Here is a 13261-nt window from a genome sequence, read left to right on the forward strand (position 1 = left end):
TCTACAAGCGGGGAACTCCGCAACCGGGGAGTAAGGTCCATCCCGTGAGTGCGCAGATCTCGCCCGGCCGCAAGAACCCCGGTGGGCGCCGGCCCGGCGAGTCCGGCACCCGGGACGCGATCCTCGACGCGGCGCTGCGGCTGTTCTCCGAGCACGGCTACGACGGCGCCTCGGTGCGGGCGATCGCCGCCGGCGCGGGCGTCGACCCCGCGCTGATCCGGCACTTCTTCGGCGACAAGGACGGCCTCTTCGCGGCCGTGGTGACCGACCGCACCGCCGTCACTCAGCGTCTGAGCCAGGCCGTGAGCGCCGACCCCGACGAGCTCGGCCGCGCCGTGACCGATGCGTACCTCCGGCTGTGGGAGGCCCCCGACACCGGGCCCATCCTGCTCGCCCTGGTCCGGTCCGTCACCGCTTCCGAGACGGCCGCGAGCATGCTCCGCGCGGTCATGATCTCGCGGATCTCGACGGCCCCCTGGGTCGAGGCCGAGCGCTCCCGACACGTCGCGTTGGCCGCTGCGCACCTGTTCGGCGTCGCCGCCGCCCGCCACGTCCTGAAGGTCGCGCCCATCACCGAGTTCACCCACGACGAGCTCGTCGATCAGATCGCCCCCACGATCCAGCGCTACCTGGACGGCACCCACCGATGAAGCCGGCGGCACAACGCAGCTCGGCCGTCGACCACGGTCACCGCGACCGCAAGAAGGAGAGTCAGATGAAGATCGTCGTCGTCGGAGCAAACGGGAACGTCGGCTCACGAGTCGTCGGCAGCGCGCTCGCCAGCGGCAACGAGGTCGTCGCCTACGTGCGGCGGCCGGAGACGGTGTCGCCCAGGCCGGGTCTCACGGTCGCGCAGGGCGACGCGGCCGACTCCGCGGGTCTGGCCGCGGCAGCACAGGGGGCGGACGCCGTGGTCGTCTCGATCACCGGCTCGATGAAGGACGCGACCTTCATGCAGCGTCACCTGCCGGCGATCCTCGACGGCGTCCGGCAGGCGAACGCCGGGCGCGTCGTCCTGGTCTCGGTCTTCGGGGCAGGCGACACGGCGCAGAAGGCCTCTGGATTCGCGAGGCTCATCTACCGGACCGTGCTGCGCAAGTTCCTCGCCGACAAGGCAGCCGCCGACCACCTGCTCGTCGACTCCGGGCTCGGGTACACGATCGTCTATCCGGTCAACCTCAAGGACGCGCCCGAGGCCTCCGCGGCGACGGTGAAGCCTCTCGACGAGGTCCGAGAGGTCCCCGGGCTGCCCACGCTCCCCTATCCGAATGCCGGTGCGGCGATCGCCACCATCGCCACGGATCCGGCATACGCGGGCCAGCGAGTCCTGCTCACCAGCGCGAAGGGCTGGAAGTCGTTCTGACCGATGTCGCACGCCCGCGACGAGGCCTGCGGCCGGATCACCCGGCACCCTGAGCTCACCCCCCGGTCGTCGTGCGACGACCGGGGACCGAGCGCGCCCGGCCGCGCAGCACCAGGCGCGATACCTCGCAGTGCTAGGGTTTGTATCCCTAGATGACCTATGTACAACGGGGGCGGGCGCGTGCACATCGAGAAGGACCTGGTCGCGGCGGCGGCGACCCCGCTCGTCCTGGGCATCCTCGCGGACGGGGACCTGCACGGGTACGCCATCCTCAAGCGCGTCGGGGAGCTGTCCGACGGGCGCCTGCAGTGGACCGACGGCATGCTCTACCCGCTGCTGCACCGGCTCGAGCGCAACGGCTGGGTCTCGGCCCGGTGGGACGTCTCCGACGCGGGACGCAAGCGCAAGCACTACACGCTGACCGCGGCCGGCCGGGAGGTCCTCGCGCAGCGGCAGGCCCAGTGGGACGTCGTCGCGGACGCGCTGCGCCAGGTGTGGAGCTCGCTCCAGGGCCCGCCGCCCGCGGAGGCCCGCGCATGAGCGACGAGCGCCCGCGCGACGAGCACGTCGACCTCGAGGACCAGATCGACCAGTGGCGGACCTGGGTCCTGCGTCGTCGGGCCATCACGCCCGACGACGCCGCGGAGCTCGAGGACAACCTGCGCGGGCGGGTCGCCGACCTGCGGGCCGCCGGTCTGGACGACGACGAGGCGTTCCTGGTCGCCGTCCGGCGGATGGGCAACCTCGACGACGTCTCGCGCGAGTTCGCCCGCGAGCACTCCGAGCGGCTCTGGAAGCAGCTCGTGCTCGTGCCGGACTCCCCGTCCGAGGCGGGCCGGCGCTGGCGCGACCTCGGCGTGCTGATCGCCCTGGCCGTCGTCGCGGGCGTCGCCGTGAAGCTGCTCGTCACGTTCGGCGACGACGCGAGCATCGGGCTGAACCTCGCCTTCGCGGTGCTGCCCTTCCTCGCGGCCTACTTCGCCTGGTCCCGGCACCTGTCCGCGCGCACCGCCGCTGCTCTCGTCGGGCTGACGGCGGCGGTGGCGGTCGCGGTCAACCTGTACCCGTTCGTCACCGACGGCTCCGGCGACGCCGCGATGACGTACGTGCTGACCGCGACCCACCTGCCGGTGCTCCTGTGGCTCCTGCTCGGCGTCACCTACACCGGCGGGCTGTGGCGCGACCACGCCCGCCGCATGGACTTCGTGCGGTTCACGGGCGAGCTCGCCATCTACTTCGCACTCATCTCGCTCGGCGGCGGCCTGCTCGTGGCGCTCCTGTTCGCCACCTTCGACGTCGTCGACATCGACATCGAGGCCTTCGTCGGCGAGTGGCTCTGGCCCTTCGCCGTGCCCGGCGCGTTCTTCGTCGCCGCGTGGCTCGTCGAGGCGAAGAAGAGCGTCGTCGAGAACATCGCGCCCGTGCTCACCCGGGTGTTCACGCCGCTGACCCTCGTGCTGCTGGTGGCCGCGCTCGTCGCCCTGCTCGCCGGCGGCCCGCTCGACGCGGTCGACCGCGACCTGCTGATCCTGATGGACGCGATCCTGCTGCTGGTGCTCGCGTTGCTGCTCTACTCGATCAGCGCACGGGACCCGCTCCACCCCGGCACCTGGTTCGACCGGCTGCAGCTCGGGCTGGTCGCAGCGGCGTTCGCGGTGAACGTCGTCACGCTCACCGCGATGGTCACGCGGATCTCCGACGCGGGATGGACGGCCAACAAGACCGCCGCGCTCGGCCTCAACGTGGTGCTGTTCGTGCACCTCACGGGGACCGGCTGGTTGCTGTGGCGGTTCGTCCGGGCGCGCGGCACGTTCGACGCGGTCGAGCGCTGGCAGACCCGCTACCTGCCCGTGTACGCGGCGTGGGCCGCGATCGTCGTCCTGCTCTTCCCGCCCGCCTTCTCGTTCGCCTGAGCACCGGCGCGTCACACGCCCCAGGACCACCGCGGACCGTTGTGGCGCAGTCGGACTAGGACCCGGGATACGTCGCGTCCGTGTCGCCGTCGACCAGACGCCAGCAGAAGTCGTTCATCCGGGCCGCAGCGCGAGCATGCCGGGCGAGGATGCCCGCCACGGCCGCCGGCACGTCCCGCGGGATGTCCCCGCTCGCGCATCGGCGCACGTACGCGTTGCGCTCAGCGGGACCACCGCTGGTCGGCATCGGCACCCCACAGACCGTGGTCACCAACCAGTTGACCAGCCGCATCGCCGCATAGTCCGCGTCGTGCTCGACGTTGCGTACGACGAAGTCGCGCTCGTCGTCGGACAGGTCGAAGTACGGCGACGTAGCCAGCCCGAAGTCGACGAGGTACTGGCGGTCGTCGTCGGCCCGGAAGTTGCCGAAGTGCCCGTCCAGGTGCAGCACCCCGCGACCACGCAGGAAGGCGACGACCTCGAACAGCTGCCGCTCGAGCCACTCGGCGCTCCCCAGCGGGTCGCCCAGCCGGTCGAGCAGCGGGTCAGGGACGCGCTCGGAGAACAGCACGAGACTGCTGGTCGCGGCGGCCAGCTCTTCGAACCGGATCCGCACGGCCGGGTCGCCCCCGAACTGCGCGACGACCGCGTCGACGTCCCTGTGCTCGGACGCGATCGGCGGCCGGCCGGGGACGACCCGCCAGTGGTGCAGCAGCGCGAAGGACTCGGTCTCACCGGCGAGGACTCCCTCGGTGACGACGGTGTTCGCGGCCAGCTCGCGCCACGCGCCGAAGCCCGGGCCGGCGAGGGGGTGCATGCCGTACTGGCAGGCGGTCGGCAGGCCGAACAGGTTGGCGGTGCTGTGCGGGTGGGCGAGCTCTCGATCGGTGATCGGGATCCGCTTGGCGAACACCGCGATGCCCTCGACGTCGAGCAACGACGAGCCACCGCCCACCCCCACCGGGCCGGCGGGGGTGTCGTCGAGCACGGCCGCGAGCTCGTCGTCGCCGCATGCAGCGAGCGCCGCCGACACCAGGTCGTGACGGACCTGTCGGGTGCTGGGCATCACGCCATCCTGCCGGGTTCGGACGTGGGCAGGCGCTGGTGCGCGAGGAGGCGACGATGCTCTCGTCCGGCAGCATCACCAGGGCTGCAGGCCCGAGTCGTCGCGGAAGGTGCCGGTCGGCCCGCCGTCGGGCAACGTGGCGAGCGTGAGGAAGACGGCGGCGCCCTGCTCGGGTGTACGGGTCCCGCGGTGGCCGTTCAGATCGGTCGCCACGTACCCGGGGCACCCGGCGTTGACCAGGATCCCGGTCTCGGCGAGGTCCTTGGCGTACTGGACGGTGAGGGCGTTGAGGTAGGACTTCGTCGGCGAGTACGCCCCGGAGATCGGGCCGACAGCCTCGGTCTGGGCCGTCTGCAGGGTCAGGGACCCGACCGTGCTGGACACGTTGACGATGCGCGGCGACTCCGCTCGACGCAGCATGGGCAGCATCGCGTTGGTGACCCGGATGACGCCGACGACGTTCGTGTCGACGACCTCCAGGACCTGCTCGGCGCTGACCTTGCTCGGCTCCTGCGGGACACCACCGGTGATGGCGGCGTTGTTGACGAGCACGTCGAGCCCGCCCTGCTCGTCCAGCTGGGCAGCGGCAGCCGCGACGCTCGCGTCGTCGGTCACGTCCAGCGGTACACCGAAGACGTCCAGGCCCTCGGCCCGGAGCCTGCGGACGGCCTCGTCGCGGCGGCCCGTGTCGCGTGCCCCGACTGCGACGCGGAACCCGAGCCGGGCGAGTCCGGCGGCGATCTCGTAGCCGATGCCCTTGTTGGCGCCGGTGACGAGGGCGGTCTTGGTCTTCGCGGTGCTGGTCTTCGCGGTGCTGTTCTGTGTCATGCGTCGATCGTGCGATCCCGTCGCCGATCTCGGCCAACACCGATCGGGTTCGGCGCCATACCGCCCGGGTATGACGAGAGGCCAGCGGCGTACGCTGCACGCGTGGAGACCCGCGAGCTGCGCTACTTCATCGCCGTCGCCGAGGAGGCGCACGTGGGCCGGGCCGCCGAACGACTGGGGATGGCACAGCCTCCGCTGTCGCGCGCCATCGCCCAGCTCGAGCGCCGGATCGGGGCCGACCTGTTCGTCCGCGCCCCTCGCGGCATGACCCTCACCCTCGCCGGCGAGACCCTGCTGCGCGAGGGTCGGACAGCCCTGGCCGCCGTCGAGGCGGCCGAGCGGCGGACCCGCCGCACCGTCGCGACACCCGGTCCGGCGCCAGTGGTGCTCACCGCCAAGGCCGGCGCGTCCAGCGAGCTGATGGCCAAGCTGCTCGACGCGTACGCCGCCGAACCGGATGCCGTCGACGTCGAGGTCGTGCTGAGCCCGCCCGGCCACCAGGCGCTCATGCTGCGTGACGGGCGCGCCGACGTCGCGATCCTGCACCGGCCCTTCGACGACCTCAGCGGCTTCGACGTCGACGTGCTGAATGTCGAGGACCAGGTGCTGATCCTGCCCGCCGGCCATCCGGCGAGCCGCGCGACCTCGCTGACCGTGGCCGAGGCGACGTCGATCCCCGGTCTGCCGACGCCGCGCTGGCCCCGGCTCGACGGCACCTACCCGGAGGGTCCAGGTCCCGAGCTGCGCGACCTGACCCAGGTGCTGCAGCTCGTGCGGCTCGGCCGTGCCGCGATCGTGATGCCGGAGTCGGCACGGGTCAACGTGCGCGACGGCCTGGCGGTCGTCCCGGTCTCCGACGCCGCACAGGTCACCACCGTCATCGCCTGGCCGCCGCAGAGCGTCTCGTCGGGCGTCGCCAGCCTGGTACGCACCGCGTCACGTCTCTTCGACGCGCCGCGTGCGTGAGTCGCGACGGCCCCGGCTGCGCACGACGATCACGACGATCACGACGAGGGTGCGGGGTCTCCCAGCAGCTCGTCGAGAAGTTCCGCGAGCTGCGCCTGCCTGGCCGGCGGGAGGCGGTCGAGCGCGGGCGTGAGGACCTCGCGCGCCTGCTGCTCGACCCGCCGGGCGAAGCGCTCACCCTCGGCGGTCAGGGAGATCTCGACGACTCGGCCGTCGTGCGGGTTGCGGTCCCGCTCGACCAGGCCGCGTCGTTCGGCGCGGGCGACCAGGCCCGACATCGTCGACTTGTCGAGGCCCAGTCGGTCGGCGAGCTCGGTGACCCGGGCCCGCCGGTCCCGCAGGACACCGAGCAGCCGCAGCTGCGTGAGGGACAGCTCGTTGTCGGCACCCAGCCGCGTGAGCACCGCGGTCAGGAGGAAGGAGGTGCGGCCGAGCGCGTCGACGAGCGCGGCAGCGGGGTCCTCATGGGTCATGCCGACAGCCTAGTTGACATAGTGGGGATTCCCCACCATTCTGAGATAGTTGGTAATTCCACCTATCTCTCGGGAGTCCCCGTGCACGCAGCAGTCCTGGAAGCCTTCGACACCCCGCCGTCCTACCGCGACCACGACGAGCCCGTGGCGACCGGCGAGCACGAGCTCGTCGTGGACGTGCTCGCCGCTCCGCTGCACCACCTGACCCGGGCGCGAGCCACCGGCGCGCACTACAGCACCGGCGCCACCTTCCCACTCGTGCCTGGCGTCGACGCCGTCGTCCGGGACGCCGCCGGAGCCCTGCGCTACGCGGTGCTCGACGACACGCGTCTCGGGACGTTCGCCGAGCGCACCGTGATCGACGTCCGCCGCAGCGTCGTGCTCCCCGAAGGCACCGACCCGGTCCGGGTCGCGGCCGCGATGAACCCCGCCATGTCGTCGTGGATCGCGCTGCGCCGACGGATCGAGCTCCAGCCCGGTCAGCGGGTCCTGGTGATCGGCGCGACCGGAAGCGCGGGGCGCATGGCGATCCAGGTCGCCAAGCTGCTCGGCGCGTCCCAGGTGATCGCCGCGGGCCGGGACGCTGCACGGCTGTCCGAGCTCACCGCACTCGGCGCCGACGCGACCTGCACGCTCGACCGGCTCGAGCAGGCCGCCGACGTCGACGTGGTCCTCGACTACCTCTGGGGAACGCCCGCGGGCGACGCGATGGTCCCGATGCTCCGGGCGCGCACGGACCGCACGGCACCGCTCGTCTGGATCCAGATCGGGTCGATCGCCGGTGCGACCGCCCCGATCCCGGCGTTCGCGCTGCGCGCCTCGCGGCTGCAGATCGTCGGCAGCGGGATCGGCTCGGTCCGCCCGCAGGAGATCGTCGCCGAGCTGCCGGGCATCGCCGCGGCGGTCGCGGCCGGCTCGATCGACGTCCGGGCGCGCGCCGTGCCGCTCGCCGACGTCGCGCAGGCCTGGGCCGACGAGGCAGGCGACCGCATCGTGCTCGTCCCGTAGCCCGTCGGCCCCTGCTCAGACCACCAGGCCCTTGCGGTAGGCGTACACCACCACCTGCACCCGGTCGCGCAGGTCGAGCTTGGTCAGGATGCGCGAGACGTACGTCTTGACGGTCTCGACGCTGAGGACGAGCTCGGCCGCGATCTCGCTGTTGGACAGACCGCCGGCCACCAGTCGGAGCACCTCGAGCTCGCGCGGGGTCAGCGCGGACTCCTGCGGGGTCTCATCGGGCGGGCTGATCCTGCTCGCGTACCGCCCGACGAGCTGGCGCGTCACCTCGGGTGCGAGCAACGCGGACCCCGACGACACCGTGCGGATGCCGCCCAGCAGCTGCTCGATCGGGGCGTCCTTGAGCAGGAAGCCGCTCGCGCCGGCCCGCAGTGCCGCGTAGACGTGCTCGTCGAGGTTGAACGTGGTGACGACGAGCACCTTGACCGGGTCCGGCACACCCACGCCGGCCAGCAGTCGGGTGGCCTCGATGCCGTCGAGCACGGGCATGCGCACGTCCATGACGACGACGTCGGGGCGCAACCGGCGCGCGAGGTCGACCGCCGCACGTCCGTCTCCGCACGCCCCGACGACCTCGAGGTCCGGTTGGGCGTCGATGATCGTCACGAATCCCGTCCGGACCAGCGCCTGGTCGTCGCAGACCAGCACCCGGACAGGCGCGCTCATCGTCGCGGCCCGGTGGGGATCTGGGCCCGCACGACGAACACCCCGCCCGGCTCCGGACTGGCGCTCAGCCCGCCACCCAGCAGGCCGACGCGCTCGCGGAGCCCGATCAGGCCCCGCCCGCTCCCGTCGGGCGACACGCGCGGCGACGCGGGGCCGTCGGTCGTCACCTCGACGTCGAGCGCGTCGTCACCGTGCCGAACGCGGACGAGAGTGCGGCTGCCGCGCGCGTGCTTGAGCGCGTTCGTCAGTGCCTCCTGGACCACGCGGTATGCGGCGACCTCGGCGGTGCCGGGGACCAGCGGCGGGCTCCCCTCGTGCAGGAGCTCGACCGGCTGGCCGGCCTGTCGGGCCTGCTCCACCAGGGCGTCGATCTCTCCGACGCCCGGCGTGCGCGGTTGCGGGCCGTGGCCCGGATCCAGCACGTCGAGCAGGTTGCGCAGGTCGTCGATCGCCCGTCGTCCGGTGTCGGTGACTGCGGTGAGGGCCTCGTCGAGGCGGGCCGGGTGGGCGGTCACGTACCGGGCGGACTCCGCCTGCACGACCATCGCGGTGACGTGGTGGGTGACGACGTCGTGGAGCTCGCGGGCGATGAGGGCGCGCTCGCCGGCTCGCGTCGTCTCGGCGAGGCGGCGGCGGTTCTCCTCCTCGACGCTCCGGGTCTGGCGCAGCCACGCACCGATGCACCCCGAGACGACGAGCACGAGGTAGAAGGTCACGAAGTCGGACGGCCCCTCCGTCGCGCCGGCCCGGACGAGCGCTGCCACCAGGGTCACGTAGGCGACGGAGGCGACGACCGCGGTCGCACGGCGACGCTCGCGCAGGTGCGCCGCCGCGCTGAACACCGCGATGGGCAGGGCGACGCCCGTGACGGTGTGGTAGCCGCGGAGCTGATCCACCGCGAAGCCGAGTGACACCAGCAAGAGACAGAGGGACGGCCACCGACGACGGACGGCGAGCGGGAACGACTGCAGGACGACGGCCACGACGGCGAGCGCGTCCACCGGCCGGTTCGGCAGGCCGCCGAGCTGCGTGCCCTGGTGGTGCAACGCGGGCACGAGCGGCGTGGCAGCCACCGCGAGCGCGAGCGGGAGGTCCCGCACGGTGACGTCGCACGCCGCCCAGACCGCGCGCGCCCGGCCGAGATCGATCACGGTCAGACCGTAGCGGTCGCGAGTGCGCGGCTGCGGCGGGCGACGATCCGCCCGCGCTGGTGGGCAAGTCGGAGGAACACCGCCGCGGCCGCCGCCCCCGCGAGGACCGCGACGACGCTCGCCTCGGGCCCGAACGCGCCGCCGGACAGCGCGACCGGACCCGACGTCACACCGTGCAGCAGCCCCATGGCGGTGTCCGCGCCCGAGACCTCGGTGCCGAAGATGCCGCTCTGCGCGAAGTTCCAGCCGATGTGCAGGCCGATCGGCAGCCACAGGCTGCGCGTCGCCGCGTACGCGGCGGCCAGCATGACCCCGGCCTCGACGGCGATCGCGATCGCACCCCACAGGCTCGCGTGCGGGTTGACCAGGTGCATCGCACCGAACAACGCGGCGGTGAATCCGAGCGACACCCAGGTCCCGGCCCGCTCCTCGATGACCCGGAAGAGCACCCCCCGGAACAGCAGCTCCTCGGTGACCCCGGACGCGACCGCGACCCCGAGCAGGCCCGCCGCCCCGGTCAACGACCCCCACCCCTCGACGCGGTAGCCGCCGAGCAGTGCGATGGCGCCGATGACGCCGACGAACATCGCGGTCCCGACGAGCAGGCCCGCGCCGAGCCCGGCCCGCGCTCCGGCGAGTTCCACCTCGACCGGCCGGCGGCGCTCGGTCCGTCGGACCACCCACCGGTAGGCGAGCAGGGCGAGCAGGCCTGTGGCGATCCCCAGGACCAGCGAGGCGACCCAGCCCCCACCCGCCGCACCGACGGCCAGGTTGCCTGCGAGCGCGACGCCCGCGACGGTCCCGAGCTGCTTGAGAAGCCGCATGATGAGTCCTCCGTCCAGAGCCGCTGCACGGTGCAACGGCGTGCTCTCGACGCTAGGGATCGCGCCCCCACGGCCGCGTCCCCGCAGGGTGGACAGCTTCCGGTAGCTCGCTCGGGGGACCGAGCGGATGATCCGTCGCCGGGACCGTTCGGGAGGGGTGGCCTCGTCCGGTCACGCCGGCTGTGCGGTCACGACGACCGCGCCGCGTGCGCCGCGCTGGCCGCAGGGATCGAGCTCCGTGGATCGGCCGCCGTGGATCGACCTCGGGCGTCTGACACCGACCCGGAGTCGGACCCGCTGCGCCACAGCCTTCGAGTGCGCTCCGAGCGCGCCTGATGGCCTGTGGATGATTCGAACACGTGTGTCAGTGGTCCGTGTCAGGATGTCGGTATGTCCCGATTCGAGGCGCAGTCGAACGACACCGCACACGGTGCCGGCGCCCCGCTGCGCGGGGGATGGGAGCGGCTGACCTGCGCGGACGCGGTGGGCCTGTCGGAGGACGACCTGCTCGACGCGCTGGTCGCGGTGCAGGAGGACGCGCGGCGCCTCGAGGCACGGCGGGTGGTGCTGGTGGCGGAGGTCGCCGAACGCTCGCGCCGTGAGCTGGGGCGCGAGTCGTTGGCCCGCACGCACGGCTGCGCGAGCGGTCGGGAGCTGAGTCAACGGCTGACCGGCGCCGCCGGCGCCAGCATCGGTCGATGGACGCGCTGGGGCGATGCGCTACGTCCGCAGCACCGCCTGGACGGCACCCCGATCCCGGGTCCGTTCGACCCGGTGACCGAGGCGTTCACCGCGGGCCGGCTGGACCTGGACGCAGCCGCGGCGATCATCGACGTGCTGCGCCCGACCCTGCGGGTCGCGGCCACCGAGCACGTCCAGATCGCCTGCACCGAGCTGGTCGACGCCGCCGCTGTGCCCGCTGGCGAGCGGGTGCCGGCGCTGGACGCAGACTCCGTACGCATCCAGGCCACCGCCTGGGCCGCGGTCCTCGACCCTGACGGCGCGACACCCTCGGACGTACAGACCGCCCGCCGGTTCCTGAGCCTGAGCCCTGGCCCTGGTGGTCTCACCCGCATTCGCGGACTGCTGCTGCCCGAGGTCGCCGGTGCGCTGGAGGCTTTCGCCGACGCGGCCACCAACCCCCGCACACCCGAGGTCCCTCACCCCGAGCGGGACGCGAACGACGACGGCGACAGCAGCGACGACAGCGACGGCCCCGCGGGCTGCCGTCAGGCCGACAGTCCCGACGGCGACGGCCCCGCCGCCGACAGTCGTGACACCGACAGTCCTGCCGCCCACAGCCGTGACACCGACAGCTTCGCCGCCGACGGTCGTGACACCGGCAGTCGTGACACCGACGGTCGTGCCGACGGCGGTCGTGCCGAGGGTGGCGCTGACGGTGACGGCCCGGATGCGGATGCGGATCGTGACGAGCTGCGTTCGCCCGGGGACGAGCGCACTCGTGCCCAGGTGCTGCATGACGTGTTCGCCTCGGCGGTGATGACCGCCGCCCGAGTCTGCGAGCAGCGGTCGATCGCAGGCAACTCGCCGACGCTGCTGGTCGCGGCCCACCTCGACGACCTCGTCCACGGGACCGGTGGCGGGATGGTGCTGGGTGGCGCGGGGGCCGGCGGCGTGCCCGGGGCGTTGCGGGTGGATCCGGCGGCGGTACGCCAGGTCGCCTGCTCGGGGACCGTGCACAAGATCATCCTCGGCGCCGGTGGTGAGATCCGCGGCGTCGGCTCCACGGAACGGTGCTTCACCGGAGCCCAACGTCGGGCGATCACCCTGCGTGACGGTGGGTGCGTCATCCCCGGGTGCCACATCCCCGCGTCCTGGTGCGAGGTCCACCACGTCATCCCGCACGCTGAGGACCCGAGCGGGACGCACACGGACAACGGCGTGCTCCTGTGCTGGTACCACCACCGCACCATCGAGACCAACGGTTGGCAGATCCGCATCCGCGACGGCCGCCCGCAGGTCCGCGCGCCCGGGAGCCTGCGCCGCCTGAGTCGCCCACCCGGCACGCGGACCGACCGCGGTCGCCCGCCCAGCAGCAGGCCGTTCGACGCGAGCGACGAGCTCGGGTGGCGACCAGCCATCGGATCACCCCTGCACTTCCACCACACGCTCCGGGCACGCGGCACGCCGACGCGGAGGTAGAGGCGTTGGCGCGTGGCACCCCTGTGCGCGCCGTTGGTCAGCGCCCGGCTGCGTACCCCTCGGGGGCGTCGTCGAGCAGACGCAACGCGGCGACCCTAGCCGGATCGACGAGGGGGATCGAACGCGGTCCAGACGCCCTCCGAGACCACCTCGACCACGCCGTCGACGACCTGGATGGCCGTCTGCTCGTCGATCGCGTAGGCCCCGACGTCGAGGGTGGCGGCCCACCGCTCGGCGTCGGCGGGCGTGTTCGTCGGGAAGGCGTTGAGGTGCGGGAAGATCGAGAAGTCGACGACGCCGAGCGTGCGGTCGTCCGCGGCGCCGGGCCATTCGACGAAGTACGACCCGATCCGGGGCGTCATCACCATGCTGCCGGCGCTGACTCCTACCCAGACGGTGTCGGGCAGCGAGGGCAGCAGGTCGGCCAGCCCGGACTCGCGCATCCAGTGGCACAGGAACGTCGCGTCGCCGCCGTCGACGAGCAGGACGTCGGCCTCCCGGACCCACGGCACCCACCGCTGCGCGCCGATCGTCGGCAGCGCGGTGAGCTCGAGGACGCCGAGCGACGCCCAGCCGAGGCCGGTGAGGTGCCGGAAGTCCGGGCCGGCCGCGACGAGGCCGCGCACCGACTCCGGGCCGCACATCGGATGACCCCACTGCGCCGTCGGGATGACGAGCGCGCGGCACTCCTCGACGGGCTTGCCGAGCAACCCGACGAGGGCCGCGTGGATGCTGGGGTTCGTCACGCCCCCCGACGTGAGCAAGAGCTTCACCGTGTCTCCTCGTGCTGCCGAGAGCGTCCGAATGTCGAGCGCGCCTGAATGCCAAGAG

At 72.8% G+C, this 13261-nt stretch carries 14 protein-coding genes; 7 read left to right on the top strand and 7 right to left on the bottom strand.

Annotation, left to right across the window (positions count from 1 at the left end; translation table 11 throughout):
- The first annotated feature begins 44 nt into the window (after positions 1 to 44).
- The 4 genes from CCO02nite_RS16195 to CCO02nite_RS03560 all read left to right on the top strand — a co-directional run bounded on the left by CCO02nite_RS16195 (position 45) and on the right by CCO02nite_RS03560 (position 3276).
- Complete coding sequence (locus tag CCO02nite_RS16195) at positions 45 to 650, top strand: TetR/AcrR family transcriptional regulator (protein WP_186812567.1); 606 nt, start codon at positions 45 to 47, stop codon at positions 648 to 650.
- Between the two features lie 65 nt (positions 651 to 715).
- Complete coding sequence (locus CCO02nite_RS03550; RefSeq protein ID WP_146841659.1) at positions 716 to 1363, top strand: SDR family oxidoreductase; 648 nt, start codon at positions 716 to 718, stop codon at positions 1361 to 1363.
- 180 nt (positions 1364 to 1543) lie between these two features.
- A complete protein-coding gene (locus CCO02nite_RS03555; protein WP_146841660.1) occupies positions 1544 to 1903 on the top strand; it encodes a PadR family transcriptional regulator in 360 nt (119 codons plus the stop codon).
- Positions 1900 to 3276 carry a permease prefix domain 1-containing protein gene (locus tag CCO02nite_RS03560; protein WP_146841661.1) on the top strand — a complete coding sequence of 459 codons (1377 nt, stop codon included), beginning with the start codon at positions 1900 to 1902 and terminating at the stop codon, positions 3274 to 3276. Before CCO02nite_RS03555 ends, CCO02nite_RS03560 begins: the two co-directional genes overlap by 4 nt.
- A 55-nt stretch (positions 3277 to 3331) precedes the next feature.
- Here CCO02nite_RS03560 and CCO02nite_RS03565 read toward each other — a convergent pair whose 3' ends face one another.
- Both CCO02nite_RS03565 and CCO02nite_RS03570 read right to left on the bottom strand, forming a co-directional pair.
- Entirely contained in the window at positions 3332 to 4342 is a 1011-nt protein-coding gene (locus CCO02nite_RS03565; protein WP_146841662.1) for a BUD32 family EKC/KEOPS complex subunit, read from the bottom strand.
- 75 nt (positions 4343 to 4417) lie between these two features.
- Positions 4418 to 5170, bottom strand: a complete 753-nt coding sequence (locus tag CCO02nite_RS03570) for an SDR family oxidoreductase (RefSeq protein ID WP_146841663.1) — start codon at positions 5168 to 5170, stop codon at positions 4418 to 4420.
- 102 nt (positions 5171 to 5272) lie between these two features.
- Between CCO02nite_RS03570 and CCO02nite_RS03575 the strand changes: the two genes are divergently transcribed.
- Positions 5273 to 6136, top strand: coding sequence for a LysR family transcriptional regulator (locus tag CCO02nite_RS03575; protein ID WP_146841664.1), 864 nt, complete (start codon positions 5273 to 5275; stop codon positions 6134 to 6136).
- A 38-nt stretch (positions 6137 to 6174) separates the two neighbouring features.
- Here CCO02nite_RS03575 and CCO02nite_RS03580 read toward each other — a convergent pair whose 3' ends face one another.
- Positions 6175 to 6609 carry a MarR family winged helix-turn-helix transcriptional regulator gene (locus CCO02nite_RS03580; RefSeq protein WP_146841665.1) on the bottom strand — a complete coding sequence of 145 codons (435 nt, stop codon included), beginning with the start codon at positions 6607 to 6609 and terminating at the stop codon, positions 6175 to 6177.
- Between the two features lie 81 nt (positions 6610 to 6690).
- Between CCO02nite_RS03580 and CCO02nite_RS03585 the strand changes: the two genes are divergently transcribed.
- The gene (locus CCO02nite_RS03585) at positions 6691 to 7617 is read left to right on the top strand and encodes a quinone oxidoreductase family protein (protein WP_146841666.1); all 927 of its coding nucleotides are present in this window, start codon (positions 6691 to 6693) and stop codon (positions 7615 to 7617) included.
- Positions 7618 to 7632: 15 nt separating this feature from the next.
- Here the strand turns inward: CCO02nite_RS03585 and CCO02nite_RS03590 are convergent, their stop codons facing one another.
- Genes CCO02nite_RS03590 through CCO02nite_RS03600 form a run of 3 tightly spaced genes read right to left on the bottom strand, consistent with a single transcriptional unit; the run spans position 7633 to position 10267 of the window.
- On the bottom strand, positions 7633 to 8292 hold the full coding sequence (locus CCO02nite_RS03590) for a response regulator (protein ID WP_146841667.1): 660 nt from the start codon (positions 8290 to 8292) through the stop codon (positions 7633 to 7635).
- Complete coding sequence (locus CCO02nite_RS03595) at positions 8289 to 9443, bottom strand: sensor histidine kinase (protein ID WP_146841668.1); 1155 nt, start codon at positions 9441 to 9443, stop codon at positions 8289 to 8291. Before CCO02nite_RS03595 ends, CCO02nite_RS03590 begins: the two co-directional genes overlap by 4 nt.
- Positions 9444 to 9445: 2 nt before the next feature.
- A complete protein-coding gene (locus CCO02nite_RS03600) occupies positions 9446 to 10267 on the bottom strand; it encodes a CPBP family intramembrane glutamic endopeptidase (RefSeq protein ID WP_146841669.1) in 822 nt (273 codons plus the stop codon).
- Between the two features lie 390 nt (positions 10268 to 10657).
- Between CCO02nite_RS03600 and CCO02nite_RS03605 the strand changes: the two genes are divergently transcribed.
- Positions 10658 to 12430 carry an HNH endonuclease signature motif containing protein gene (locus CCO02nite_RS03605; RefSeq protein WP_146841670.1) on the top strand — a complete coding sequence of 591 codons (1773 nt, stop codon included), beginning with the start codon at positions 10658 to 10660 and terminating at the stop codon, positions 12428 to 12430.
- Positions 12431 to 12525: 95 nt separating this feature from the next.
- Here CCO02nite_RS03605 and CCO02nite_RS03610 read toward each other — a convergent pair whose 3' ends face one another.
- Positions 12526 to 13203 (bottom strand): Type 1 glutamine amidotransferase-like domain-containing protein, encoded by a 678-nt coding sequence (locus CCO02nite_RS03610; RefSeq protein ID WP_146841671.1) that lies wholly within the window; start codon positions 13201 to 13203, stop codon positions 12526 to 12528.
- Between the last annotated feature and the right edge of the window lie 58 nt (positions 13204 to 13261).

The organism is Cellulomonas composti (assembly GCF_007990245.1).
GTDB classification, from domain to species: Bacteria; Actinomycetota; Actinomycetes; order Actinomycetales; family Cellulomonadaceae; genus Cellulomonas; species Cellulomonas composti.